Source organism: Desulfuromonas acetoxidans DSM 684 (genome assembly GCF_000167355.1).
Taxonomy (GTDB): Bacteria; Desulfobacterota; Desulfuromonadia; order Desulfuromonadales; family Desulfuromonadaceae; genus Desulfuromonas; species Desulfuromonas acetoxidans.
Map to the genome: position 1 here is coordinate 1 of NZ_AAEW02000028.1, position 26,653 is coordinate 26,653.

21 protein-coding genes and 1 pseudogene are annotated in these 26,653 nt (G+C 52.3%); 9 read left to right on the plus strand and 13 right to left on the minus strand.

The genetic code is table 11. From position 1 onward, the window contains the following. Nucleotides 1–1,560: putative bifunctional diguanylate cyclase/phosphodiesterase (locus DACE_RS18270; protein WP_050770047.1), on the minus strand; the 1,560-nt coding region annotated here is incomplete at its 3' end. Between the two features lie 201 nt (nt 1,561–1,761). On the opposite strand from DACE_RS18270, the pseudogene rpsU reads away from it, so the two are divergent. Beyond that, a pseudogene (gene rpsU, locus DACE_RS15440) lies at nt 1,762–1,938 on the plus strand (30S ribosomal protein S21); the annotation flags it as partial. Nucleotides 1,939–2,143: 205 nt separating this feature from the next. Here rpsU and DACE_RS15445 read toward each other — a convergent pair. Continuing rightward, on the minus strand, nt 2,144–3,589 hold the full coding sequence (locus DACE_RS15445) for a glyceraldehyde-3-phosphate dehydrogenase (protein ID WP_006002783.1): 1,446 nt from the start codon (nt 3,587–3,589) through the stop codon (nt 2,144–2,146). A gap of 318 nt (nt 3,590–3,907) precedes the next feature. Here DACE_RS15445 and DACE_RS15450 point away from each other — a divergent pair, with 318 nt between their 5' ends. The 4 genes from DACE_RS15450 (at nt 3,908) to rd (DACE_RS15465) (ending at nt 6,092) form a co-directional block, all read left to right on the plus strand. After that, nucleotides 3,908–4,888, plus strand: a complete 981-nt coding sequence (locus DACE_RS15450) for a class II fructose-bisphosphate aldolase (protein ID WP_006002784.1) — start codon at nt 3,908–3,910, stop codon at nt 4,886–4,888. A 137-nt stretch (nt 4,889–5,025) separates the two neighbouring features. Further along, the gene (locus DACE_RS15455) at nt 5,026–5,532 is read left to right on the plus strand and encodes a ferritin (RefSeq protein WP_006002785.1); all 507 of its coding nucleotides are present in this window, start codon (nt 5,026–5,028) and stop codon (nt 5,530–5,532) included. A gap of 68 nt (nt 5,533–5,600) precedes the next feature. Beyond that, on the plus strand, nt 5,601–5,765 hold the full coding sequence (rd, locus tag DACE_RS15460; RefSeq protein ID WP_006002786.1) for a rubredoxin: 165 nt from the start codon (nt 5,601–5,603) through the stop codon (nt 5,763–5,765). A gap of 162 nt (nt 5,766–5,927) precedes the next feature. Continuing rightward, on the plus strand, nt 5,928–6,092 hold the full coding sequence (gene rd, locus DACE_RS15465; protein WP_006002787.1) for a rubredoxin: 165 nt from the start codon (nt 5,928–5,930) through the stop codon (nt 6,090–6,092). A gap of 116 nt (nt 6,093–6,208) precedes the next feature. Here rd (DACE_RS15465) and DACE_RS15470 read toward each other — a convergent pair whose 3' ends face one another. The 9 genes from DACE_RS15470 to DACE_RS15510 form a co-directional block, all read right to left on the minus strand. Beyond that, nucleotides 6,209–7,378: a ChaN family lipoprotein gene (locus DACE_RS15470; RefSeq protein WP_006002788.1), complete on the minus strand. Its 1,170-nt coding sequence runs from the start codon at nt 7,376–7,378 to the stop codon at nt 6,209–6,211. A gap of 47 nt (nt 7,379–7,425) precedes the next feature. Continuing rightward, entirely contained in the window at nt 7,426–8,217 is a 792-nt protein-coding gene (gene speD, locus DACE_RS15475) for an adenosylmethionine decarboxylase (RefSeq protein ID WP_006002789.1), read from the minus strand. A 309-nt stretch (nt 8,218–8,526) separates the two neighbouring features. Further along, complete coding sequence (locus tag DACE_RS15480) at nt 8,527–9,807, minus strand: TolC family protein (RefSeq protein ID WP_006002790.1); 1,281 nt, start codon at nt 9,805–9,807, stop codon at nt 8,527–8,529. After that, entirely contained in the window at nt 9,797–12,901 is a 3,105-nt protein-coding gene (locus tag DACE_RS15485) for an efflux RND transporter permease subunit (RefSeq protein ID WP_006002791.1), read from the minus strand. Before DACE_RS15485 ends, DACE_RS15480 begins: the two co-directional genes overlap by 11 nt. Before the next feature lie 2 nt (nt 12,902–12,903). Continuing rightward, the gene (locus tag DACE_RS15490; RefSeq protein ID WP_006002793.1) at nt 12,904–13,953 is read right to left on the minus strand and encodes an efflux RND transporter periplasmic adaptor subunit; all 1,050 of its coding nucleotides are present in this window, start codon (nt 13,951–13,953) and stop codon (nt 12,904–12,906) included. 8 nt (nt 13,954–13,961) lie between these two features. Next, complete coding sequence (locus DACE_RS17620; RefSeq protein WP_006002795.1) at nt 13,962–14,558, minus strand: TetR/AcrR family transcriptional regulator; 597 nt, start codon at nt 14,556–14,558, stop codon at nt 13,962–13,964. A gap of 713 nt (nt 14,559–15,271) precedes the next feature. Then, complete coding sequence (locus DACE_RS15500; RefSeq protein WP_006002797.1) at nt 15,272–16,639, minus strand: MATE family efflux transporter; 1,368 nt, start codon at nt 16,637–16,639, stop codon at nt 15,272–15,274. Between the two features lie 103 nt (nt 16,640–16,742). After that, on the minus strand, nt 16,743–18,854 hold the full coding sequence (locus DACE_RS17625; RefSeq protein ID WP_006002799.1) for a methyl-accepting chemotaxis protein: 2,112 nt from the start codon (nt 18,852–18,854) through the stop codon (nt 16,743–16,745). Between the two features lie 215 nt (nt 18,855–19,069). Beyond that, nucleotides 19,070–19,510, minus strand: coding sequence for a tetratricopeptide repeat protein (locus DACE_RS15510; RefSeq protein ID WP_006002800.1), 441 nt, complete (start codon nt 19,508–19,510; stop codon nt 19,070–19,072). An 87-nt stretch (nt 19,511–19,597) separates the two neighbouring features. On the opposite strand from DACE_RS15510, the gene pabB reads away from it, so the two are divergent. The 4 genes from pabB (at nt 19,598) to DACE_RS15530 (ending at nt 24,417) form a co-directional block, all read left to right on the plus strand. After that, on the plus strand, nt 19,598–21,352 hold the full coding sequence (gene pabB / locus DACE_RS15515; protein WP_040367756.1) for an aminodeoxychorismate synthase component I: 1,755 nt from the start codon (nt 19,598–19,600) through the stop codon (nt 21,350–21,352). A gap of 22 nt (nt 21,353–21,374) precedes the next feature. Beyond that, complete coding sequence (locus tag DACE_RS15520) at nt 21,375–21,575, plus strand: DUF2905 domain-containing protein (RefSeq protein ID WP_006002804.1); 201 nt, start codon at nt 21,375–21,377, stop codon at nt 21,573–21,575. Between the two features lie 19 nt (nt 21,576–21,594). Next, complete coding sequence (locus DACE_RS17630; RefSeq protein ID WP_006002805.1) at nt 21,595–22,482, plus strand: RluA family pseudouridine synthase; 888 nt, start codon at nt 21,595–21,597, stop codon at nt 22,480–22,482. A 138-nt stretch (nt 22,483–22,620) separates the two neighbouring features. Further along, a complete protein-coding gene (locus DACE_RS15530) occupies nt 22,621–24,417 on the plus strand; it encodes a methyl-accepting chemotaxis protein (RefSeq protein ID WP_006002807.1) in 1,797 nt (598 codons plus the stop codon). A gap of 1,163 nt (nt 24,418–25,580) precedes the next feature. On the opposite strand, the gene trhA is transcribed toward DACE_RS15530, so the two are convergent. Together trhA and DACE_RS15540 are read right to left on the minus strand one after the other, a co-directional pair. Next, a complete protein-coding gene (trhA, locus tag DACE_RS15535) occupies nt 25,581–26,240 on the minus strand; it encodes a PAQR family membrane homeostasis protein TrhA (protein WP_006002809.1) in 660 nt (219 codons plus the stop codon). Nucleotides 26,241–26,398: 158 nt separating this feature from the next. Beyond that, nucleotides 26,399–26,653 (minus strand): hypothetical protein (locus DACE_RS15540; protein ID WP_238326435.1); only part of this gene is annotated, 255 nt, incomplete at its 5' end.

Consider the following 26,653-nt stretch of genomic DNA (forward strand, 5'->3'; position numbering starts at 1 on the left):
CCTGGAATTCCCACTGGAGGGAAGGGGGTTTCGGGTAAATCCTCCCAAATCTGAATTGGCGCGTCGGGAATCCAATTGCCGGGTCTCCTTCGAATGAAGGGTATTCGGACCTTGTCCAATGAAAAGGGATGGTCCTAAAAACTGACGGTGGGGGAAATATTTGATGGGCACGCCGTACCTCGTTCCCATCCTTGGGCGTTTCCAAGCTTGGGCCTGTTCGCAGGCCTGACGAAACACCCAATGACCGATCTGAATGATCTGGCCACTGGTTTCAGCAATGGGGATGAACTGCATCGGCGACAGCAGTCCGAAGTTGGGGTGCCGCCAGCGGATTAAAGCTTCAAGGGCGGTAACTTTGCCCTCTTTGCTGCATGTTTGTGGCTGGTAAAATAACTCCAGTTCATTATTCTCAACCGCCCGGCGCAGATCGGTTTCAATCTGCAGATTGCGCAGGGCCTGCTCAGACATTTGCCGGGTGAAAAAGGCGTAGTCGTTGCGGCCATTGCGCTTCACCTGGTACATGGCTTGGTTGGCGTTGCCGAGCAGGGTGTCGACATCGGTTTCCCCTTGTGGAGCAATGGCGATGCCGATACTGACACTGGTAAACAGCTCCTGATGGTTGATCGTCAGGGGCTCGCTCAGACGCTTGAGGAGAATGTCAGCATTGAGGCGCAATGCCGATGCGCTGGTTTTGTCCGGAATAACAATGACAAATTCATCGCCGCCGAGCCGCGCCACGATCTGGCGGTCATTGATGTGCTCTTTGAGGCGTTGAGCGATCTGTTCCAACACCTGGTTGCCAACTTTGGAACCCAGAGTGTCGTTGATCTGTTTGAAGTGATCCAGATCCAAGGAAAACACCGCCAGCGGCGTGTTGTCCTGCTGGCTGATTTTCAGAGCTTGGCGCAATAAAATTTCCAGTCCGCTACGATTGGGTAGCTGGGTCAAGGTGTCTTCATAGGCCAACTGGCGGATGCGCTGTTCATCGCGTTGCTTCTCCGTCATATCCACCATCACTACCTGACTGCACAGAAATGCGCCGTTGACATTGTAGTGTGTTGTGGCAGACAGCAGTATCTCATGAACCACGCCCTGCTTGCTGATCATCTGAAGAGGAACATCCTTGACTGAGCCTGAGATGACAAGTTTTGCGTGAATTTCATCGCGGCCGCGCCGACGCGACTCCTCGGTGAAAAACTCATTGATGGATCGACCGAGAACTTCGTGGCGTTCATAGCCGAGAACACGTAGCCAGTGATCGCTGACGTGGAGAATTTTGCCATGATCGTCCATGCTGTGCAGCATGATTGGAGCGGTATGATACAAGCGCAGGAAATGACTGTCGTCTGCCAACATGCGACTGCGGCGGCGACTGTTGTAGCGTCGAATCGTCAGTGGCAGCAGCGCACCCAGTAAAAACGGAAACAGGTGGATGGTCCACGGAGAGGTGGGTTGGTCAAGCAGGTGCCGACTCGCGACTGACAGCACGACAAAAAACAGCCCTGCCAGAATTGATGGCGTATTTCTGATCAATAGAGTGCGCATAGAATACAAAGACATAGAACATCCGTGTTCTTTATGAATGGCTGTTTTAGCAGCAGATTCAGACGTGCAACATAGCATAAATCCAGTACTTAACCTATCTTTTTGACAGAGCCCGGCCAATAAATCAACTTGACTTTTGTAACTGTTGGCGCTACTATCCGCGCTCCGACATGGCTCATGTTGGGGTATGAAACAAGGAAAGTGAGGTGATTTTTCGTGGAAATTCAAGTTCTTGACAACAACGTTGAAAAGGCGATTCGCGTTCTCAAGCGTAAATTGCAACAAGAGGGACTTTTCCGTGAAATGAAGCAGCGCAAGTTTTACGAGAAACCGAGCGTAAAACGCAAGCGTAAGGAAAAAGAAGCTCAACGTCGTCTGCGCAAAAAAATGCGCATGATGAACACGGACTGATCACCTGTCCAGATATGGGTACGATGAAAGAGGCGAACAGCTTATGCAGTTCGCCTCTTTCTTTTTTTCGTCCCGTCCTGAAATACGTCTCCAAGGTGTAAACTTATTTCAGGACGGGACAGTGAAACAAGAACGGCCCGCAGAATTACTCTGCGGGCCGTTCTTGTTGACTTGATTGTCGTTGTGATTAACGCGGCAGAGTCGGCAGGTTGAGGCCGACAATCTCCTTGAGCAGGCCGACGACCTGGCAGCTGTAACCGTATTCGTTGTCGTACCAGACATAGAGCACGCAGCGGTCACCGTCGACGATGGTGGCCAGGGAATCAACCACACCGGCGTACTGAGAACCGACAAAGTCGGAAGAGACGACTTCGGGCGAGTTGGTGTAGTCGATCTGATCCTGCAGCGGTGAGTCGAGGGACACGTCGCGCAGGTGGGTGTTGAGCTCTTCAACCGTGGTGCCTTTTTTCAGGGTCAGGTTGAGGATCGCCATGGACACGTTGGGGGTCGGCACGCGGATGGCGTTGCCGGTCAGTTTGCCGGCCAGTTCGGGCAGGGCTTTGGCAACCGCTTTTGCCGCACCGGTCTCGGTGAGAACCATGTTCAACGGGGCACCACGGCCACGGCGGGGCTTGTTGTGGTAGTTGTCGATGAGGTTCTGATCGTTGGTGTAGGAGTGGCAGGTCTCAACGTGGCCACTGATAATGCCGAACTTGTCTTCAACCGCTTTGAGTACTGGCACGATGGCATTGGTGGTGCAACTGGCAGCGGAGTAGATCTCTTTTTCCTGAGCGATCAGCTCGTTGTTAACACCGAAAACAATGTTGGGGATGTCGCCTTTGCCGGGAGCGGTGAGGATAACCTTGGAAACGCCCTTGGCTTTGAGGTGGCGACCGAGACCTTCGCGATCACGCCATTTGCCGGTGTTGTCGATGACGATGGCGTTGTTGATGCCGTACTCGGTGTAATCGATATTTTCCGGAGCATCGGAGTAGATAATCTTGATCATGTTGCCGTTGGCGATGATCGCATTTTGCTCTTCATCGACCTTGATAACGCCCTGGAAACGGCCGTGAACGGAATCACGACGCAGCAGACTGGCGCGCTTGCACAGATCGTCTTCGCTGCCTTTGCGAACAACGGCAGCACGAACGCGCAGCTTGTTGCCGCCGCCGGTTTGCTCAATGAGGATACGCGCCAGCAGGCGACCGATACGGCCGAAACCGTAGAGGACGACATCACGCGGCTCGTCGAGAACCGTTGCGATGCCGGTGTTGATCTCGGCCAGCTCTTTGGCGACAAAGTCGGCGACACTCAGGCCATTGCCCTGTTGCTCGTAGCGGTGGGTGAGCTTGCCAATGTCGACCTTGCCGGGGGCCAGTTCGAGGTTGTTAACAGCTTCAAGAATGGGAAAACTGTCGCGAACGGAAATTTCGCTGTCAAGGATCTGGCGGGCAAAACGGTGGGCGCGCAAGATGCCAACAGGCGTCCTGTTGACCAGGGTGCGGCCGTAGATGTTGATGTTGACGCCTTGATTACGGTACAGGCTGCCGATAATCGGTACCATTTGTTCCGCTAAATCGACGCGTTCTGTCCAGTCGTTTAAATATTCTTCCGCCTTGTTGCTCTCCATGCCAGCCCCTTTGATGTAAATATGAGATGAATTGAGTGGTGGTTTTTTATGTCGGTCCAACCCGACATCTATAAGGATAAACGCGCGTATCCTAATAGAAATTGGGCGGTTTTTCAACCGTTTTGTCATACGATGTTCTATTTTTGAGCGATAGCGGACAACTGACCGCAAGCATGGTATGTTTATACCTTATGTTCGACCCGGGTTCGGTAAATTGTAAACGTGATTTGAATGCGTTTGTGCTGGACTTGATTTACAGTCACTGATAATTAATGTCTCTGATATCGTTATTGTTTTTAACCATCTGGAGGAGTTTCTATGGCAGACAAAACGCATTATACCGAACTTGGTCTGGTCAATACTCGTGACATCTTTAAAAAAGCGGTCAGCGGTGGCTATGCCATCCCGGCGTACAATTTTAACAATATGGAGCAACTCCAGGCGATTATTCACGCCAGTATTGAAACCAATTCTCCCGTGATTATTCAGGTGAGTAATGGGGCGCGTAATTACGCCAATGCCACCATGTTGCGCTGGATGGCAAAAGGAGCTGTGGAAATGGCACGTGAGATGGGATCGCAGGTGCCTATCTGCCTGCATCTGGATCACGGCGATTCGTTTGAGTTGTGTCAGGCGTGTATTGACTCTGGTTTTTCTTCAGTCATGATCGATGGCTCCCATCTCCCTTATGAGGAGAATGTCGCATTAACCCGCAAGGTGGTGGAGTATGCCCATCAGTTTGATGTGACCGTCGAAGGTGAGCTTGGTGTTCTGGCCGGTATTGAAGATGAAGTTCAGTCCGAGCATTCCACGTATACCCAACCCGATGAAGTGGAAGACTTTGTCAAGAAAACCGGAGTAGACTCGCTGGCTATCTCCATCGGTACCAGCCATGGTGCGTATAAGTTCAAGCTGGCTGAAGGTGAAGAGGTGCCGCCGTTGCGTTTTGATATCCTTAAAGAGATTGAGCAGCGCATCCCCGGGTTTCCCATTGTTTTGCACGGGGCTTCCAGTGTCGTGCAGAGCTACGTGCAACTGATTAATCAGTATGGCGGCCATCTCGACGGGGCTGTCGGGGTTCCTGAAGAGCAACTGCGGCAGGCGGCTGCCAGTGCCGTGTGCAAGATCAATATCGATTCGGACGGTCGTCTGGCCATGACTGCCAAGGTTCGTGAGTATCTGGCCAACAATGCTGAAGAGTTTGACCCGCGTAAATATCTCGGCGCTGCACGCAGTGAACTGATTGCGCTGATGAAGCATAAAAATGAAACCGTTCTGGGCAGTGCTGGGAAAGCATGATCTGTTAGATGTCTATTTCCCTTGTCATTTTTAGTGTTTACGCAATTCTGGTGGTTGCATTTGCATTGTAAATGCACTAGAGTAAATAGAACTAAAGCGGTAATCAATTAACCGGTAAACAGTATCAGGAGATTTTCATGATCAGTGATTCCATGACCAAAGCGCTCAACGAGCAAATGAACTTCGAGTTTTATTCCGCCAATATTTACCTGTCGTTGAGTGCCTATTGTAACTTCAAGGGACTGGATGGCTTTGCCAACTGGTTTTACAACCAGTATCAAGAAGAGATGATCCATGCCATGAAGTTCTACCATTACATTCTCGATCAGAGCCAGCCGGTGGAGCTCGACCAGTGTCCCAAGCCTGAGAATGATTTTGGTACCCCGTTGGAGATGTTCCAGACCACGTTGGGCCACGAGCAGGAAGTGACCAAGCGTATCTACTCCCTGGTTGATCTGGCGCTTGATGAGCGTGACCATGGCACCAATTCATTTTTGCAATGGTTTGTCACCGAGCAGGTGGAAGAGGAAGCAACGGTCAACAGCATTATCGACAAACTGAAGCTTGTTGAAGGGACCGGCAACGGTATTTTTATGCTCAACAATGAGTTGGGGCAGCGTCAAGCTCCGGCGGCAACGGTTTAATACGTCACGGTCAGGTGACCTGTTTTCGGAACACCTGTTTTTTTCACGCATCCAGAAGGAGGGAATACATGGAAAAGTATGTTTGCACGGCCTGTGGTTATGTGTACGATCCTGCTGAGGGAGATCCCGATTCCGGTATTGATCCGGGAACCGCTTTCGCTGATATCCCTGATGATTGGGTTTGTCCGGTGTGTGGGGTGTCAAAAGATATGTTTGAGCTGGTCACTGAGTAGATCGTAACGCGACGATCATTGTAAAGCCGACGGGCAACCGTCGGCTTTCTTGATCTTAACGTCGCATGATTAGGATGAGGAACTGTTTATAATAAGATCTTGACGATCAGAAAACATAACGGTACGTTGGATTGATCATTAAACCTAGCCAAGGAGAACATTATGGAAAAGTACGTCTGTGGGCCGTGTGGTTACATTTATGACCCTGCCGAAGGTGATCCCGATTCCGGTATTGCCGCAGGCACTGCCTTTGCCGATCTGCCGGATGACTGGGTTTGCCCTGTATGTGGTGTGGGCAAGGATGCGTTTGATCCTTACGACGAGTAATCGTCATCGTATAAGAGGTAACACCAACGCCCCGGCTGTTTCAGCCGGGGCGTTGGTGTCTCTGGTGGTGTCCTTCGTTGCTTCGCAGTGAATGTTCGCCACGCCTTGTTGCAAGGCTATTGTGCAAATGTTACTCGGACCTTAATCGACTCCGCCTGACGCTCCACTATAAGAGTAACCGTATCTCCCGGCTGCTGTTGACGGAGTGTATAAATCACATCAAAGGGCTCTTTGACGGCTTCACCATTGAGTGAAACAATCCGGTCCTGAGCTTTAATTTCAGAAGATTCCGCCAGACTCCCCGGCATCACTTTGCCAATCACCACACCATCATCCTGCTGCTCAAGTAGCACGCCCAGGCGCATATATTGCGGCCCGGCTTCGTAGCGATTGTAGAGCAGGTAGTCGTAAGGCAACAGCGGCAGTTCCGGCAATGTGACCTGCATAAAGCGATCCTGCTTGCTGTCATCGATCTCCACTTCATCATTACCGACCAGACTGTAGGATAGCGGCAACTTCTGGTAGACGCGGCGGGGAATGCCGAAGCCGTTGCGGACATGATTGCCACCGGCCAAAACCAGCAGGTGATCGTGCGTATGTTCTGGCTGGCTAAGATAGTCGACCACGGTTTGCGCCATGGTGTTGTCCCACAGGTTCTGGATGCGGATAAATGCTTCCGCTTCGCCGTTACCGTGATCATGACCGGCAAAATACGCCATCAGCGTGGCATGGTAATACGGATCATTCACTTCCGGCGTGGTCTGTTTGCCCTGCATCACCGCCATCTTTTGTTTAGGGCTGACATTGAGGGCAATGATGGGAATCTGATGTTCACGCATCGTGGTGAGCAGATCGCGGTAGTAGGCATAATCGATGCCCCAGCTCTCATACCAGTGCAGTTGACGCAGGAAACTTTTTTCGTCCAGCTCGCCGGCAATCCAGCGATCAAGAACCGGCTGCTGGTCGTGATGAAACATTTCCATGCCGACCGCGATATGCTGCGGATAGCGCTGAATCAGGTGGTTGAGAATGGTGAGTTGAAAACGGTGTGATGCCGGATTGTCATGAGTCTCTCCAGCATAAATGATGCGATCACTGCTAATGTCGGCAAGCATCTGCTCTGTGGAGACGATGGTTCCGGTTGGCAGATGGACGAGCGTGTCAGGAACCGGCTTATCGGCCAGAGGGTAGGGATTGGCGGCGCGCCCCAGGGTTTCAGGCGTTGGGGCGCAACCGGTGACAGACAGGATCGTCAGCAGGAGTGTTACGAACAAAATTCGGCGCATGGTCACTGGCTGCGGGGTCGCGATCCGTGAATAGAACAGGGCAGAGACTACTTGAAGATATTCTTTGAATAGAAAATCTCTGTCATCTCCCGGCGCAGCAGTTCACGAACCCGCGTTTTCTCCGCATCGGAAAAATCCTGCATGGCCGTCCCGAATAAATACTTCTCCAGCTCGACATCTTTGAGCAACATCTTGGTATGAAACAGGTTCTCCTGATAGATGTTGATATCGACGCAATCATACAGTGCCAGAGTGCTTCGTTTGATGTATTGCTGAATTGAGTGGATGCTGTGGTCGATGTAGTGCTTTTTGCCACGCACGTCACGCGTGAAGCCGCGCACTTTGTAATCCATCAGGACAATATCCGACTCAAACGATTCAATCAGGTGATTAAGCGCTTTGAGCGGGCTTATTTTACCACAGGTTGAGACGTCAACGTCGACCCGGAACGTCGAAATACCGAGCTTGCTGTCAGTTTCCGGATAGGTGTGAATGCACAGGTGACTTTTGTCGAGGTGCGCCAGGACCTGATCCGGTTTCGGATCTACCGGTTCTTCGGCGATCAGTACGGTAACACTGGCACCCATCGGGTCATAGTCCTGACTGGAAATATTCAGGACATTGGCACCGATAATGTCAGAGACCTCGCAGAGGATTTTTTCCAGCCGTTCGGCGTTGTATTCCTCGTCGATATATTCGAGATATTCTTTACGCGATTGAGGGGCCTTGGCGTAACAGATGTCGTAGATGTTAAACGACAGTGTTTTGGTCAGGTTGTTAAAACCGCGCAGTTTTATTTTTTTTGGACGCTTGGTACGGGTTACTTTCTTTGCACACATGGCCGATCTCCTTTGACAGACTCGTTGACGAGCCTGCGGTTTCCTGGCGGAAACCCAAAATGGACAGCGGGGGATGCCGTCAATTTTGTAAGCGGGACACCAGCGGTTCCGGAGCCCGAAGATGATATCTCTCTATCACCTGACATTTGCCGAATGTTTGGGGGTGCCAAACGGCGTCATAAGATCATAAAAGGAAGGGGAGAACAAGAAAAATGCGTTGCCGCGCAGAAAAAATTTTCTGTTCCGGCAACGCATTTTTTAACGTGTTTTCACGGATCTATCGGTTTTAAAACCAGCTCGGACGAGACACTACTGGATGGTGGTGTCTGCAAACGCACCGATGAGATGTTGAATGGTAAAGTAGGCCGAGTAAATCGTTGTGCGCGCATTGATAATATTGAGGTCGGCACGGGTCTGGTAGAAAATCGCATCGAGCAGCTCCGCCGAGGTGGTCAGACCCTGATCAAAGGATAACCGGGTGATGCGCAGATTCTCGCGCGCCTGTTCGCTGTTGGTTTGAGCCACCTTGAGGTTGTCATAAGCCAACAGGAAGTCACGGCGCAGGTTGTCGAGCTGTGTCACCAGTTCGTGTTCCCGCTCCTGATAATTAAAGTTGGCGCGGTCCGTAGCCAGTTGCGCTTGCTTGCGATTGGCGTCGTCCTTAAAGCCGTCGAATAAATTCAAGCTCAATTGGAGTTGCGTGGTGAGTTCTTCGTCTCGCTCATCACCTTCATCAAACCAATAGTCATTCTCGTGACGGGACAGTTCACTCACCAAATCGGCGCGTGGCAGATAACGATCACCTGTCGCCTTGTGGGCCAGGGATGCAGACTCAATAACATGGCGCAAGGCGAGCAGCTCGCGATTGGCGCTGAGTAACTGCTCCTGAAGAGCCTGTTGGCCAGCCAATTGAGGGAGTTGAGCCAACTCGTCGAGGTTGAGGGTGTCGAGGGTGACTGCGGTCAGGGTCTGGCGTTGCAGTTGGGCAATTTGCTGACGAATGGCGGTCTCGGCGGTGTTGACATCGAGACGGGCATTTTCCAGTTCCACTTCGATTCTCAATACATCGTTGCGGGTCAGCAGACCAACATCGAATTTGGCCTGGGCATTGTGGCGCTCTTGCTCGTAGAGTTCCACCGCATGGCGTGCCACTTCTAGATTCTGCAACTGTTGCTTGATTTGCAGGCAGGTTTGCGCTACCTGCTCCTGAACGGTCTGTTGGATCTCCTTGAGTTGCCAGTGGGCGACCTGATGTTGTTGTTTCTTGCTGAGCAAGCGGTAGTAATCGCCGAAGCCGTTGAACAGGTTCCAGGTCAGCTGAATGCCGCGGCTGTGATATTCTTCCGGTTCAAGAAGTGTCTCGTCACGCCGGTTTTGTGCTTGATAAAACACGTTGACCGAAGGCATGAATTCACCGCGTTGATAACGAACCCCTTGCTGCTGTTCGTGCATGGCGGCCTGGTATTCTCGCACCAGGTAACGTTGTGAGGCCGCTGTATTTTGTAACTCACTGATCGTCCAAGCCGAAGCCAGACTCGGCAGAGCCAGCACCAGAATGCACAGTGTGATGATCGTCGATTTATTCCGCATTTTCAGCCCTTTCGCGATGAATAAAGAAAGCTAGCAAAGCCGGGATAACAAACAGGGTGAAGACCGTCGAGACCAGCAGTCCACCGAGCAAGACGCTGCCGATGCCGCGATACAGTTCACTGCCGGCTCCCGTGGACAGCACCAACGGCAGCAGGCCAAACAGACTGGTGGTGGTACTCATAAAGATCGGCCGGATACGGGTGCGTACAGATTCACGAATCGCATCAATGCCCTTCATCCCCTCAAACCGCACATTGTTCAACGATTGATGGACAATGAGAATGGCGTTGTTGACCACGGTTCCGATGAGAATAATAAAACCGAGCATGGTCAGAATGTCAAATCCTTGTGGGGCAACGAACAGGTTGACTGCCTTGAGGCCGATAAAACCACCCGCTGCTGCCAGCGGCACACTGAACATGATGATCAGCGGGTAGAAGAAGTTCTCAAACAATACCGCCATCAGCAGGTAGGTGATCACCAAGGCCAGCAGCAGATTCCACTGTAGCGCCTCGCGAGTTTCGACCAGTTTGTCGGCGTTACCACCGATAAAAATTTGGGTGCCGTCGAGCTTGCCGCCCTTGCGTAACTGAGCGACTAGCCCTTCAATGGTCTCCGTTGCCTGTTGCAGCGGAATGTCTGCTGACGGAGTGACCTGCAGGGTGATATTACGCCGTCGCTCGTAGTGGTCGATCTGAGTCATGCCCTGTTCGTACTCGGCGCGGGCAATGTCGCCAACGCGGATCAGTTCGCCATAACGGTTGACAATCGTGCTGTTGAGGATGTCTTCCGGGCTGCGTACCTCGGCATCACTGGCTTTAACGACCAGATCCACCTTACGGGTGCCATCCGGCATGTAATCGCCAATCTGACGACCATCCATCAGCACGTCGACATATTCACCCAGTTCGGTCTCGGTGAGCCCGTTGGCCACCAGTTTTTTCTTGTCCGGGACGATACTGACTTCCGGATAGCTGATCTCCAGAGAAGGGACCGGACGGATCTGCGATTGGGGAATGGCCTGGCTGATCGCGCCATACAGGGTGCGACCGGCGTTAACCAGGGTGGGCAGTTCGGTGCCGGTGATATTGACTTCGACCGCCCGGCCTTCACCAATATTGCTTTCAAAAATACCCGCCTGCAAACTGACGCCGATCATGTCCGGAATCGAGTTCATTACCCGGGTCATCAGTGGCATCATACCACGTGCTTCAGTTTCATGAGTACTGAGCGAACCCATGATATTGAGGTCCGGTGTGGCGACAAAGAAGGTGGTCTTGATCTGGGGAATGCCGTCTTTCCAATCCTCTTTGACGTAGGGTTCCACTTGCTTGTAGACGTACTGACCGATGGACTCCCGTTTTTCCACCGACAGACCCGGTGGTGGAATCAGGATGTTCATGATCAGGTTCCGATTGCCCTGGGGCAGGTATTCCGACTTGGGCAGCAGAATCCAGACCAGCAATGCTGCCGTAAGGGTAAGCAACGTCACGGTCATGATCCGCGTGGCGACTGACTTCAGAGACAGATCGGAAAAACGCATAATACCATCGACAAAACGCTGGCCAAAGCGACCGATCCGATCTGTTTTCTGTTTAATGACGGGGCGTCGCCCATAGACCAGATTGGCCAGACAGGGGATAACCACCAGTGACACAATCATACTGAGCAGAATGGCAAAGGTGATAGCAATGGCAATATCGCGAAACAGTTGTCCGGCTTCCTGTTCAATAAAAATAACCGGCAGGAACACGGCGACGGTTGTTGCTGTGGACGCCAGAACCGCGCCGAATACCTCAGAAGCACCGTCTAAGGCCGCATCAAAGGCCTTTTTGCCCATCTGACGGTGACGGTCGATGTTTTCCAGAACAACAATGGCACTGTCGACCAGCATACCGATGGCAAACGAAATCCCCGCCAGACTGACGACGTTGAGATTGCGGTGAAAAACCCACAGCGAGATAAACGTGCCGATAACCGACACTGGAATGGCAATGGCCGTGATAGCGGTGCCTGAAACACTGCGCAAAAACACCAGCAAGACCACGATGGCCAGTAAACCACCGATCAGCGCATTCTGTTTAACAATGCTGATCGCCGTATTGATGTACGGGGTCTGGTCATACACCCAGTCGAACGTTAACCCGTTGTCAGCCAGCAGCCCGGCGTTGAGTTCGTCAATCGTTTCGTGGGCACGCTGTACCAGATCGATGACGTTGGCACCTTTTTCTTTACGGATACCGACAACAATACACGGTTTGCCGTTGTTCTGAACGGCGAAGGTGCGTTTTTCAAACCCTTCCTGGGTGGTGGCGACATCACGCAGATAAACGCGCTTGATACCGTCATCGACCAGAACCACATCGAGCGGATCTGTTTCATTCTGAAACCGGCTGACGGTACGGATGCGGTAATCTTTTTTACCGATGCTCAGGTTGCCGGCCGAGGTGTTTTCATTGGCCTGTTGCAACGAGTGGGTCACCTGACTGATGGTGATGTTGTGGCGCGCCATTTTTTCGCGGTCAACGACCACCTGCAGCTCTTTTTCGGTGCCACCGCCGACAAACAGAGAGCCGACACCGTCGATCCGTTCCAGATGTTGCTCCACCTCGTTGTCGTAAAAGGTGCGGTATTGATCGATGGGCGTTTCGTTGCCCTGCTTGGTTTTGAGCAGCAACCAGATGACCGGTGAGCTGTTGGCACCCGCCGCTTCAATGATCGGCTTGTCGACGTTTTCCGGGTAGTCGCCGACTTCATCGAGTTTATTGGCCACCCGTAGCAGGGCGTTGTCGATATCAACACCGACTTTGAACACCAGGCTGATGGTGCCGTAATTGTTGTAACTGGAGCTTTCCAGACTGATCAGGTTCTGCAGACCTTTGAGGGCGTCCTCCTGGTCTTCGATGATCTCCTGTTCAATATCGTACGGTGTCGCTCCCGGCCAGGTGGTGGTAACGGTGATCTCCGGCAACTCGACATCCGGAGTTAACTGGACGGGCAGCTTGTTGAGGCCGATGATGCCGAACATGAGGATCATGATGACAAACACGGCCACGGAAACCGGTTTTTTAATGCTGTAATGAAGAACGCTCATGGTTACTCCTCAACGACGTTCACGGGCTGATCCGGACGCAGACGTTCATTGCCTTCGACGACAACCGGCATGCCGGGTTGAGCATGGGGGCTTTGGATCGACGCATTATCGCCACTGAAGCCGATGATCTGGACTGGAACGAGGGCTGCTTTTCCGTCTTTGATGGAGTAGAAAAACTTCTGGCCGTTGAACGTGACCAAGGCATCGCGCGGCACCAGCAATTGATCCGATTTTTTGGCGATGGGCAGAGTGACTTCCGCCGACATGAATTCGAACGGATTGCTGTAGCCTGCCAGTTTGATGCGGACGAACAGGTTCTTGGTCTGAGCATCTGCTGCCGGACGGAACCCTTGATGGATACCGGTGAGCTGTTCGCCGGTGGCCGTCATTTTAACAGCAATCTCTTCGCCTTGATGACTGAACGGCAGCAGTTTTTCACTGACCGGAACCTGCAGGTAGATGTCGCTTAGTGCACCGAGGCGGGCAATTGCGCTTCCAGAGGTAATCCAGTTGCCGACATCGACATTCTTGTCCAGAACACGGCCGGCAAATGGTGCCGGAATAACGCTCTTTTTAAGTTGTAGACGGGCGGAAGCCAGTTCCGCCTCATAGGCGGCTTTCTGTGCCTTGATCTCGGCAACGGAGTAAAACAACTGGTCGAAAGCTGTGGCGCTGGTCGCCTGTTTTTCCAGCAGTTCTTCATACCGCTTCAGGTCTTTTTCGGCATGGTCGAGCTGGGCCTGCGTCAGAGCGATCATGGCAGTGATGCGGTCGATCTCTTTGCGGATAAAGTCGGTATTCAACTCCACCAGAGGCTGGCCCTGTTTGACAATATCACCTTCGCGGAACAGTACCTTGTCGATCCGGCCATTGACCTCGCTGGACAGTTGGCTGATGCGATCGAAGTAGAGAGTGCCGATAAATGTCTTGGTCGGTGCTGCCGTTGTTGCCGCCAGTTGCTTGGTTTTGACCAGAGCGGCCTGTTGTTGCTGCTCGGCCAAGACAGGAACCGCAGTGATGATTAAAAGCAGTAATGAAACAATGTAACGCATGGAATACCTCATGATGATTGAGCCGTAGAAAGGGGCGAAAGTGCGGCCAGGCAAAGTTGGATCGCATTTTCATCCAGCGGAGGAAGCGGAAAATCTTTTAACAGGCGGATGTGCATGATGCCGTAAAAGGCAGCATCAAGAAACCAAGCGGTCTCTTCGATCGGAACGTCGCGAATCGTGCCGTCGTCAATGCCTTGACGCAAGAATTGGCACAACAGATTAATCTTATACGAGACAAAATCATGAATCAGGACGTGGCACAGTTCCCCTTTTTGGTGCACTTTTGTTGACATGTCGCGGATCAGGGTTTTAACCTTTTTATTGTAACGCTGGACAATGTCCATATCCGAGCGCAGTAACTGTTCAATGCACTGCAGGCCGGTGGTGTCCGAGGTGTTGATTTTCTTGTAGCCCTCCCGGGTTTCTTCAAGCAGTTGACGCATCACTTCGTGAAGGATGCCCTCCTTGCTTTTGAAGTGGTAAAACAACGTGCCTTGAGCCACGTTTGAACTCGCGGCAATTTCCGCTGTGGATGTCTCGGCAAAGCCCTGTTCCGAAAACAGATCGATGGCTGCATCGATGATCTGGTCTTTTTTACATTTCATATAAACTCCCCAAAAAACTGAGTGACTACTCAGTCAGTACGCTTTTCGATGCAACTTGTCAAATAATAAATGATTAGATTTGTCTAGATTGGTGGTAGTGCTCTGTTTGAATTCAGTGAGTTATCGTGTCTAGCCGGGGGCAATGGCTTTGATCTTGATTCTTAGTGTTTCATAATTCGCAACGGATCGCGCTGACGTTCATTGCGCTCAGAGCTGCTGAACGGGAGAGCTTGGTCGCTAAATAACAGACTCCCGGAGGGTGGGTACTGCCACCCGTTCAATCGGAGCCACGGAAGAAATTAAAGTGCAGCTTCAATTGGTTATCAACGTTTTGCGCCAAAGTTGATGAGTTGCATGATTTGCCGAGCCAGATGACGGTTGAAAACCGTCTGTGGAGCTCATGGACGAGCGACCACCATCTCTGAAGGTGTAAGCAAGACGGAAATCGCATTTTCGGCTTGCGTTATTGGGAAACACAGGATGTGTTTATCCAATATTCTCATTGATGCGGCGAGCCGAATCACTGAAGCATAACGGAAACAGACACAGTGTCGGTTAATCCAGGTCCAGGAGGTGTTCAGCAGGTTTTTGCCTACTTTTGAGCGGCTAGTCAAAAGCATGTTGACCGCCGGGACGAAACCCGGTGGTTTTGACGTTGACCTTGTTCTTCAGGGGGGCGTCATTCGATGCTGCTGAGCGGAACAGTTTGACCGCTAACTGACTTGAATAGCAGAGTTTCGCCGCAACATCACCCGCAACCGCCATAGCAACAACACCGCCGCACTACTCAAGCCGCAGATCAAACCGATCCAGAAGCCACGTGCGCCCCAGTTCAGTGTCAGGCCGAGATAGCTGCCGATGGGCAAGGCAATGCCCCAATAGGCGAAAATCTGCAGCAGCATTGGCATGCGGGTGTCTTTGAATCCGCGCAGTGCTCCGGCACAGCTTACCTGGGTGGCATCGGGGAGCTGGAAAATTGCCGCGTAGACCAGCAGCGCGGCTGCGGCGTCGCGCAGTTGTCCGTCATTGGTGTAGATGGCCACACAAGAATCGGGAAACAAAGCAATGACAGTCGCACTGATCAAGGCCAGACACAGGGTGGCAATAATGCCGACCCGTGCGGCACGCCGTGTGTGAGCCGGTCGCTGTCGGCCAACGGTAAAGCCAATGCGCACAGAGATGGCTGTGGCAATACTCAAAGGGATCATAAACAGCATTGACGCAAAATTGAGGGCAATTTGGTGGGCGGCAACACTCTGGGCACCGAACCGCGCCAGCAGAATAGCGATGATGGCAAACACACTGCACTCGATAAACAGCCCACTGCCGATGGGGAGTCCCAATGTCAGCAGGTGCTTTTGCACATCCGGTTGAAACGGCTTCTTCCATGGCATGACGTGATAACGGCGTAATTCGCCATGCCGCCAGAAAATAAACACCATGCCCAGCCCCATGCTCCACATGGTCAGCGCGGTTGCCGGACCACAGCCGGCACCGCCGAGAGCTGGAAAGCCCAAAACGCCGAACACCAGCAGATAATCGGCAACAATGTTAATGCCCAGACCAAAAAAGCTGACAATCATGCCGGGACGGGTTAAGGAGAGTCCTTCACTGCAATAACGCAGGGCGAAACAGATGCCGATGCCTGGAAATCCCCAAGAAACACCGGCAAGGTAGCGGGTGACCAGTGGTGTTAAGGTCGCATCAATCTGGAACCAGCCCAGCACCGGTTCAATATGACGTAGAATCAGAGCGGCCCCGATACCGAGGAAGACACCGAGGTAGATGCCTTGCGGGATCAGTCGGTCGATCTCATGGTGGCGGCCACCGCCGTGGGCTTGGGACACCATCGGTGTCAACGCACTGAGGATGCCGAGCAGAAACAGCAACACCGGAAACCAGATGCTCGAGCCGATGGCTACGGCAGCGAGATCGTTTGGGCTGACGCGTCCGGCCATCATGGTGTCGACAAACCCCATGCTCGATTGTGCCAGTTGCGCGAGAATCAGTGGCACACTTAACCGGGTCAGGGTCATCAGTTCGGCGTTGAACAGGCGAAAGCGGCGTGGCGCAAATAGCATAGTGAGCCTCTAAGGGTTCTCGATTCTTCGACAGGGCGAAAAAAAAACAGGTCTTTCCAAACTATGGAAAGACCTGTCTCAATATCAGAGTTGTGGGGCTTTGTCAAAGTTCGAACATGTCATCGTCCGCCTCTTGGGTATAGCCGATCATGGGAGCGGCTTTGCTGCTCACTTGGTGAGCTGTACTCGGATTGATCTGGAAGCGGCTGAGCAGTTGGCGCAGGGTATTGGCCTGCCCGGACAGCTCATCTGAAGCCGCCGCACTCTCTTCAGAGCTGGCGGTGTTCTGCTGGGTGACCCGGTCGATCTGGTTAAGACCCTGATTGATCTGGTCAATGCCGGCAGCCTGCTCCTGAGAGGCATGGGCGATCTCGCCGACCAGTCCGGTCACCTTTTCGATCCGGTTGACGATCTCAGTCAGTGCCTCCGAGGTTTTTTCGGCTACTTCCTGACCATGGCTGGCCTTGCTGACTGAGTTTTCAATCAGGGTTGAGGTCTCTTGAGCCGCCTTGGCACTGCGTGCAGCCAAGTTGCGAACCTCTTCGGCAACCACCGCAAAACCTTTGCCGTGCTGACCGGCACGCGCTGCTTCAACGGCGGCATTGAGGGCCAGCAGGTTGGTTTGGAAGGCAATTTCGTCAATTACTTTGATGATGTTGGCGATGTTTTTGCCTGACTCGTTGATTTCGTCCATGGCATCATTCATGGCACTCATCTGGTTCATGCCGTTATTGGCCGCCTGATGGGCTGCTTTGGACAGATCGCTGGCTGTGGTGGCGCTATCAGCATTGCTGCGGGTTTGTGATGCCATTTGCGACATGGAGCTGGTGATCTCCTGCAGAGATTCGGCCTGCGATGTGGCCCCTTCCGACAACGACTGGCTGGAGCTGGCAATTTGCATGGCGCCGTTGCCGATCTGGTTGGCGACCTGTTGGATCTGGGTGATCAGATCGGTGAGATCGGCGCCGACCTGTTTCAGCGTTGTGCGTAGCTGGTCGTTGCTGTCATATGGAGAGATCGAAAAGGTCAGGTCGCCCTGGGCCAATTGATCCATGGCCGAGATGACCTCCTCTTTGAGATTGTCGGAAAAGGTGTTCATGGCCTGGGCCATTTTGCCCACTTCGTCCATGCTGCGAATGGACAGGCGTTGATCCAGGTGGCCGTGACGTAACTCCTCAATCATGACGACGGCATCTTTGAGTGGTTTAGCCAAACGCTGCGAGGTGATAAAACCAAATCCCAGTGACAAGATCACGCCGATGGCAATCGCGGTGATGGCAATGGTTTTGCTGCGGCTGGCACTGCTCAGGGCGTATTGGCGCGTGGCATCGGTCAGTTGGTTGTTCAGTTCGTAGAGGTCGTTCAGGCTGCGGTCTACTTTCAAGAAGGCATTGCGCTCAACTCCCAGAGCAATTTCTGTCGCCTGATTCAGCAGGTCGGACTGCGCTTTGGCAATATTGCTGGCATCCACAAACTCGTCTTTGATTACCGACAGGATCGGCCCAATGATATGGGTATAGGTTTCGGAGGCTTCAAGGATATCGCCTTCAGCAATATACCCGTCAATTTCGGCTCCGACATCATGCAGCTCTTCATGGGACGGCATAATCTCTTCAAGGGCTTTGCGCAGCTCCGGGCTGTTGGTTTCAAAGGTGAGCAACCATTTGCCGAAGTTGCATTTTGTCGGGTCTATCTGACCGGTAAAACGCTCTTCGTGTTCGATGGCTGCACCAAGGGCACTGACCCACTCAAAGTGATCCATGAACATCTGGTTGAGGTCGCGGCCCAGGGCACCAATATGATCCAGATTGACCTTTTCAAACAGTTGTAGCATTTCCGCCTGGCGTTGACGCCACTGCTTCAGGCTGTTGTCGACGTCGTGCCACGCCTTGAGTTCCTGGTCGGTTTTTTTCAAAGAGGTATAGACCTGTACCGCGTCATCAAGCTCACGGCCCAGTTGACGTAGCGTGTCGATGGCGTCACGGCGCTGTTCAACAGACAGGTCCGGAATCGCCAGGGTGCGCTCTTCCGCTTTGATGGCATTGAGTTTTTCCATCATCAGGCCGATACTGCGGACGCTGGGAAGACGCAGATCACTGACCTCATTGAGGGAGCTATTGGTGGTGTTGATGCCGTAAATACCCAGCCCGCCGATGATGGCACAGAGGATGGCCATCATAAAAAACGAACCGAGAAGTTTAATCTGGATTGACATGGTTGCCTCGCTTTTGTGTGTACTAATATTGCAGTGCTAATCATTGAGGTGTGACTTATTAGATAGCCATGTGTATACAATTTTGGTGCGAACTTTAGCACAGCTGAGACGAGGCAGGAAAGGTTTTTTTTTGAACCGCTTTATGCTGAAGATAGCTGTTTTTACGCAACAACTATTAGGTGTTCATGAGAGGAAAACGTCAGCCTATGACCCTTTTAACGGAATCCGATAAATGAGAGAAACTTGCCGGAGAATTTATTTATCAGATGAGTTCGCGGTAAGGCACTGAACACCGGTGGTTGACGCCGGTCAAATTTTTTCAGTTCCTCGAGAAGTTCCGGGTTTGGTCCCAGTTTGATGCCGCGACGAAATACCTGCATGGCCTGACTTTTGCGGTCGGCGTTCAGGTAGATGCGCCCCAAGTTCAGGTAGTGGGCGCTGTTGTGGGGTTCGTCACGAAGGGCGCTTTGACACAAAGAGATCGCCCGTTGATGCTGGCCCTTGACTTTTGACAGGCAATAAGCAAGATATGAGCGCGACAATGGGGTGCTACGTTGGGTGTCGGCCTGTTCGAACTGCATCAGCGCTTCAACAGGACTGTTGTGTTTCAGCGCGGCAATGCCTTTCTGGATCAGTTGTGCGTAGTCTTCGACCATGGTGGTTATCTCTTCTGGGGATGTTTTAATGATATAACTACTTTAACCTGATTAGTGTGTCTCTTCAAGGGGATGGATTTAGTTTTTATGTTCTCAGATGGAACAACGTCACAGCAACCGAAGGTCTGCGTTAAAGACAGCAATTCAGGACAATGGTTGAGTTTCACTGAGGTGTGCCATGTGGTCCGCTGTGATGCTGCATCCGATCTGGTCAACTGTTTGCGTGACGTCGAGTCGTGGGTTACACGCGGCTATGCTGCGGCCGGTTTTGTCGGCTATGAAGGTGGCGCCGCGTTTTATGCTGGCAAGCAAGCGCGTGTCTCTCCGTTGCCCGTGGCCTGGTTTGCCATCAGCAAGAGTGTGGTGACGGTGGATGGGCCTGATACCGTGGAAAAATGGCCAAGGCTGCTGTGGTGGTCAGACAATTCTGTGGCGTCATACTACACACAACTGGCGCGCATTCACCAGGCCATTGCCCAAGGTGAAACCTACCAGGTCAACTATACCTATGGCCTTCATGCCCAGGTGGATGACGATTTTGATGCGTGGTCTTTTTTTGGCTACCTGAATTGCCGTCACCAAGGTGGCTATGCCGCCTATCTTGATATTGGTTCCCATGTTGTGTGCTCCGTTTCACCGGAGCTGTTCTTTGCTGTTGACGGCCAGCATATTACGACCCGGCCGATGAAGGGGACGGCACCGCGTGGTGCCAGCGATGAAGAGGATCGGCGGCGCGCTGCAGAACTGCATCAGAGCGAAAAGAATCGGGCTGAAAATCTGATGATTGTCGATATGTTGCGCAACGATCTCGGCCAGCTCGCCACAGTGGGCAGTGTGTCGGTGCGTGACCTGTACCATCTCGAAGGGTATCCGACCGTCTGGCAACTGACCAGCAAAGTGGAGGCGCAACTTCCTGCTGGCTGTGGTCTGGTTGAACAATTCAAAGCATTGTTCCCCTGTGCGTCCATTACCGGAGCGCCGAAAAAGAAAACCATGGAGTGGATTGATCGATTGGAAAGCGGTCCGCGCGGCGTCTACACCGGTGCCATTGGCTTTATCACGCCTCAGGGGCGCAGTCAGTTCAATGTGGCGATTCGCACGGCGGTTTACGATCGCCATGAACAGCACGTGCATTACGGTGTTGGCGGCGGCATTGTCTGGGATTCCGACAGCGCCGATGAGTGGCGGGAAACACGCATCAAAGCCAGCGTTTTGCCGGGAGTCGGTGATTTTTCGTTGCTTGAAACTCTGTTGTGGCGCCCAGATCAGGGTTATCGCAACCTGGAATATCATCTGCAGCGTCTCGAAAAAAGTGCTCAGTTGTTGGGTATTGACGTAAACCGCCATTGTCTTCGCCACCATCTGGTTGAGGCGGCAGCCGTGCAACCCCCACGCTGGTGGCGGGTACGCTGTCTGGTCGACTTTCTCGGCGATGTGAGCTGTGAGTTTATTCCCTATCAGCATCAGGGACAGACGCAAGCGCTGCGCTTGGCGCTGGCCGTTACTGCCGTCAACAGCCGCGATCCGTGGCTGCAGCACAAAACCGATCAACGCCAGCGTTACGAGGTATTGCGTAATCAAGCGCCTGGAGCGGATGACGTTTTGATGTACAATGAGTGCGGTGAGATCACAGAAACGACCACGGCCAATGTGGTTGTGCATTATCAAGGGCGTTGGGTGACGCCACCGGTTGCATGCGGTCTGTTGCCGGGAACCATGCGCCAACGGTTGCTCGATGAGGGGCGGATTGTGGAACAGGTTGTCACCGTGGATGAGGTGAGCAACTGTGACATTTATCTGATCAATTCGTTGCGCGGTTGGCGTTGGGCACGGCTGGGTTAATACTGGTACAAAGAGGGATGTCATGCAGAAAACACTGATTATTCTTGGCGTGCTCTTGGTGATTATTGGTTTAGGCTGGCCATGGCTGAGTAAAATCCCCCTTGGACGGCTACCCGGTGATATCATCATCGACAAACCCGGTATGAAGGTTTATTTTCCCATAACTACGATGATCATCGTTAGCCTGGTGCTATCGTTGATTATCCGTTTTTTCCATAAATAACCGGACAAGGAAACAGTCTATGCCGCAATTTACCGTTGAAGCCAACGAAATCCCGTTAAGTCCCTTAGCTTTTTTACAGCGCCATATTTCAGCCGCTTCCAAAAGTTATCTGCGTCAATTGCTCAAAAAAGGCAAAGTGAAAGGGCCTCGTGGCGTAGTGAGCGAGCAAGATCAGTTGAAATTGGGGGATGTTCTGATCTTACCAGACAGCGGCCGATTGTCTGAACTGCTGGCGGCAACAGCGCAACCATCGCTGGAACAGCAATTGTTTATTCTTTACGAAAGCCGGGAGATTCTTATTGTCGATAAGCCGTCCGGGTTAGCGATTCACAGCAGTGAAGGCCATCAAGACCGCAATCTTGCCGCTCTTGTCGATGAGTTGATTCGTTCACGCGGTGATGCCTACCAGGTCGCACCGATCCATCGTCTTGATTTGGAAACGTCCGGTCCGGTACTGTTCGGCAAGGGGAAAAAGGCCTGTAGCGAACTGGGGAAGTTGTTCATGTGTCATGAAGTGGAGAAAAGTTATCTGGCCCTGGTGGCGGGTAAAACACCTGGGCGGGGCTTAATCCAATCCGAGGTGCCGAGCAAAGGGAAAACAAAAGAGGCGCAGACCGCATTCCAGGCACTCGATCGTAACGAACAGGCGTCGCTGTTAAAAGTGACTCTTTATACCGGCCGCCAACACCAGATTCGCCGCCAACTGGCAGAGCTTGGCCATCCGCTTTTTGGTGATCGCCGTTACCGAGGACAACAGCCCGACGCGTTGCCACGGTTGTTTCTCCACTGCTGCCAACTGGCGTTCATTGATCCCTTCAGCGGTGCTCCCGTTGAGATCAATAGCCCCTTGCCGGCTGATTTATCTCAGTTTCTTGACACGGTTGGTTTGCGCTACCCGAATAAGTAGTTTTTCCCATAACGAACGGATTTAATAGGGCGTTATTTAAAATGAAAACAGTGTTTGATTTTGCGCCAAGAATTGATTAGTCTGTTTCTATTCGACAGAGGTTGTTTCTCGACCAGATTTCTCTTGCGTGGAGCAGACATGGCTTTTTTTCAATCAATTTACCGTTCTCTTGAGCAGAGTCTGTTCAATTCCCTGACTAAAAAGATTGCCGGCAACATGCTGTTTATTCTGCTGGCCTGTGTCGCGCTCGGCGGCGTGCTTTATTGGCAGCAGGAAGCCGTCAATACGGCGATGGCCTCACTTTCCGCTGCCGAACTGAAGGCGCGCATTGCTCAGGTCCACAGTATTTCACGCTGGTGGGTGGTCGCGATCTTTCTGATTACCCTGACGGTGATTGTTATCCAAATACTGTTTCTGCGCTACATGATTGTTCGGCCCTTGCGTCAGATCACCGGAATCTTTGATGAGATCAGTCATGGCGAAGGCGATTTGTCACGTGATATCCCTTTAGTGACCTACGATGAGATCCGCGATCTTGGCGAGGGCTATAACCGTTTCATGGAAAAACTGCGCGAGATCATCGGTCGTGTCCGTGAGCAGGGGGTGCAGATCGCAGTCGGTTCGGCGTCGGTGGGCAAGCAGGTCAAAGAGACCACTGAAGTGTCGTTGCGCCAGGGGGAGCTGGCTGATGCCATTTATGCCAGCAGTCAAGAAAGCACCGCTGCCACCAGCGAAATTGCCGACAATGCCCAGACGATTCAGTCGGCGACGTCGCAGCAGCTCGATCAGGCGCGTAATTCTCTGGGGCGATTGCAGGAAGCAGGAGAGCATATTGGTGTGGTGGATGACAAGCTGGTTGATTTTGTCGCCACGGTTCAGGGGTTGGATGAAAAATCCAAGGGGATCGAAGAGGTTGTCGCCCTGATCCAGAGCATCTCCAATCAGACCGGACTGCTGGCTCTCAATGCCGCCGTCGAAGCTGCTCGGGCGGGAGAGGCCGGGCGCGGATTTGCCGTGGTCGCTGAAGAGGTCAAAAACCTGTCGAATCAAGTCAGTGATGCGACCAACAATATTGCCACAACCCTGCATGATATGATTGTCGGTGTGCGTTCGACCCAGGAGGGCACCGAAGTGATCTCCGAACACATCAATTCCACCAAGACCGTCGTCGATGAATCGTGCGCCATGTTTACCGACATGGTCAATGACTTTGAAGAGACCCACGACAGCCTGCACCGCATCAGTGCCTCGGTTGAAGAGCTTTCTGCGGCGTCTAACATGGTGCATGAGAATATCAGCCAGGTGAAGCAGCTCAGTGGTGGGGTGGTTACGGCCATGAAACAGGCCAATGATTACTCTGAACAGCTCAACGGTACCACTCAGACCATGCAGGAGATGGTGTCACACTTTGTTATCGGGCACGGTGCGTTTGAGCAGATTTTGCAAACGGCCCGGCGCTATCGTGATGAGTTGCAGCAGCGTATCGATGCTATGGCTCGTCAGGGTGTGCATGTCTTTGATAGCAGCTATCAGGAGATCCCCGGTACTGATCCGGTTAAATATTCGACGGCTTACGACCAGAAATTTGAGACTTCCTGTCAGCCGATTTACGATGAGGTGGTGCAACAGGTGGATTGCGGTTTGTTTTGTCTGTGTGTGGACCGTAACGGTTATGCGCCGACGCACAACAGTTTCTATTCCCGTCCGTTGACTGGTGATCACGAAACCGATCTGGCACAGAGTCGTGACAAGCGGATTTTTAACGATCCGGTTGGTTTGGCGGCGGCACGCAGTACCGGCACGTTTTTGCTGCAGACCTATTGCCGGGATACCGGGGAGTTGGCCAGTGACTTGTCGCTGCCGATTCATATCAATGGTCAGCATTGGGGGGCGATTCGTGTGGGATTGAATCCACAGGGGTTGTTGAATAGTTAAATCGTTACCCTGCAACAGAGTAATTTAGCAGCCCGGCTTTCCCGTTTAGCTCCCAATGACGAATCTTTGAAGATCAAAGTCAAGAGCAAGGTCGCCGGGTGTCGTCCCGGCAGCCGACATACTTTTGACTGGCCGCTCAAAAGTATGCAAAAACCGGCTGGGACACCTCCTGAACCTGGACCCACCGACAATGCGTCTGTTTCCGTTTTGCTTTACGGATTCGGCTTGCCTCCCTTGAGCTCGGCAAATCGTGCAACTCATCAGCATTGGCGTAAAACACTGATAACAATGTAACGCCGCTCTCTAGTTTTTCCGTGGCTCCGACAAAACGGGTGGGCAGTGCCCACCCTTCAGCGAGTTGTTTAGCACCCAAGCTCTCCCGTTCAGCAGCGCCGAACGTAAGGAGTGTCGCTGTGATGGTCGTCGGCAAACTGTTTGAGCGCTAGCGAGTTTTTGCCGACATCACGGCGTAAGCGAGTGCAGTGAGGGAACCCGTAGGGCGCAATGACGGGAGTCGATTTTCCGCCTCTTTTGTCGACGCAAAAGGGGCTCGAGGTGTGGGCGCGGAAGCCCACGTCACGTGCGTACCGTCATCGAAGACGGTTGATATTCGCCAGCGCGATCAGTTCCGTATAACGAACCACTAAAGATCAAGATCAAAGACAAGACCGCCGGGTTTCGTCCCGGCAGCCGACATACTTTTGACTAGCCGCTCAAAAGTATGCAAAAACCAGCTTGAATACCTCCTGAACCTGGACCAACCACCACCGGGTCTGTTTCCGTCATGCTTCACGGATTCGGCTCGCCGCATCAATGAGAATATTGGATAAACACATCCTGTGTTTCCCAATAACGCAAGCCGAAAATGCGATTTCCGTCTTGCTTACACCATCAGAGATGGTGGTCGCTCGTCCATGAGCTCCACAGACGGTTTTCAACCATCTGCTGGCTCGGCAAATCTTGCAACTCATCATCTCTAGTGTAAAACGTTGATAATATTTTACGCATCTTTCTATTTCTTACGTGGCACCGATTAAACGGGTGGGCAGTGCCCACCCTTGCCAGGGTTTGTTATTGAGCCCCCCAGCCCTCCCTTTTAGCGGTACCAACGGATGAGGGTCTCCACCGTGATCAGATAACACTTCTAAAGAGGTTTCTGTTCCTTAAACCGCCTTGGGTAACACATAAAGAAACACCGCATAAAAATGTAGAATGCTGCCAGCCAATACAAATAGATGCCAGATGGCATGGTGGTAGGGTAAGCGGCGCCACAGATAGAAGTTGATACCGAGGGTATAACTGAGCCCTCCGCCCAACAGTAGGATGAATCCAGTGCTGGGCAGGGCATCAAGTAGCGGTTTGATGGCCATAACAATCATCCAGCCCATGGCCACATAGAGGGCAATGGAAAACTGACGGCGGTATCGCAGTTGACTGAATTCAATGAAAATACCGCTGATTGCCAATGCCCACACTGCAGCAAATAGGCTCCATCCCCAAGCACCATGTAGTGTGATCAGGGTAAACGGTGTGTACGTGCCGGCAATGAGCAGCAGGATGGCAATGTGGTCAAAGATGCGCAGCCGGGCTTTTTTCTGTGGATGGCGCAGCAGGTGGTAGCATGTTGAGGAAACATAGAGAAAGGTTAGTGACGCACCGAAAATAGAGGCGCTGGTGATATGCCAGATCGACCCCTGTTTAATGGTGTAAAAGACCAGCACAGCCAGTGCGGCAATGGAAAGCAGCGTGCCCACGGCATGGGTGAGACTGTTGGCTAATTCTTCAGCGACGGTGTAACGCGTTGCCGGCGATGGGGTTTTCATGGTGGCTCCTTTCGAGAAAAAGGCACGTCCAGGTTTCACCATACTCCATTAAAATGTTTGTACTGTAAAAGAAGCGTAAAACAAGCGCTGTTGCATCACAGCATAAAAAAAGGGATTCCACTGAGGAACCCCTTTTTTCACTGTTTATCGTAATGCCGTTAGTTCTGACCGCCCATGGCCGCGCTGTGCATCGACGCGAATTGCAGCAGTTGCTGAATGTCCAGGCCGCTCTCTTTGACAATGCCGAGAAAAACCGGCAGCAGCTGCATCATAAACGTGGAATCCTGCATTGCCTCTTTGGCCAGGCCAGGGAGAGCATTGAGGATGAATTGCTGCTTTTCTTCTGTGGAAAGTGCCATTACGGCATCTTGAAGCTCCTGTACAGACATCGAATTGTTTCTCCTGTTGCGAAA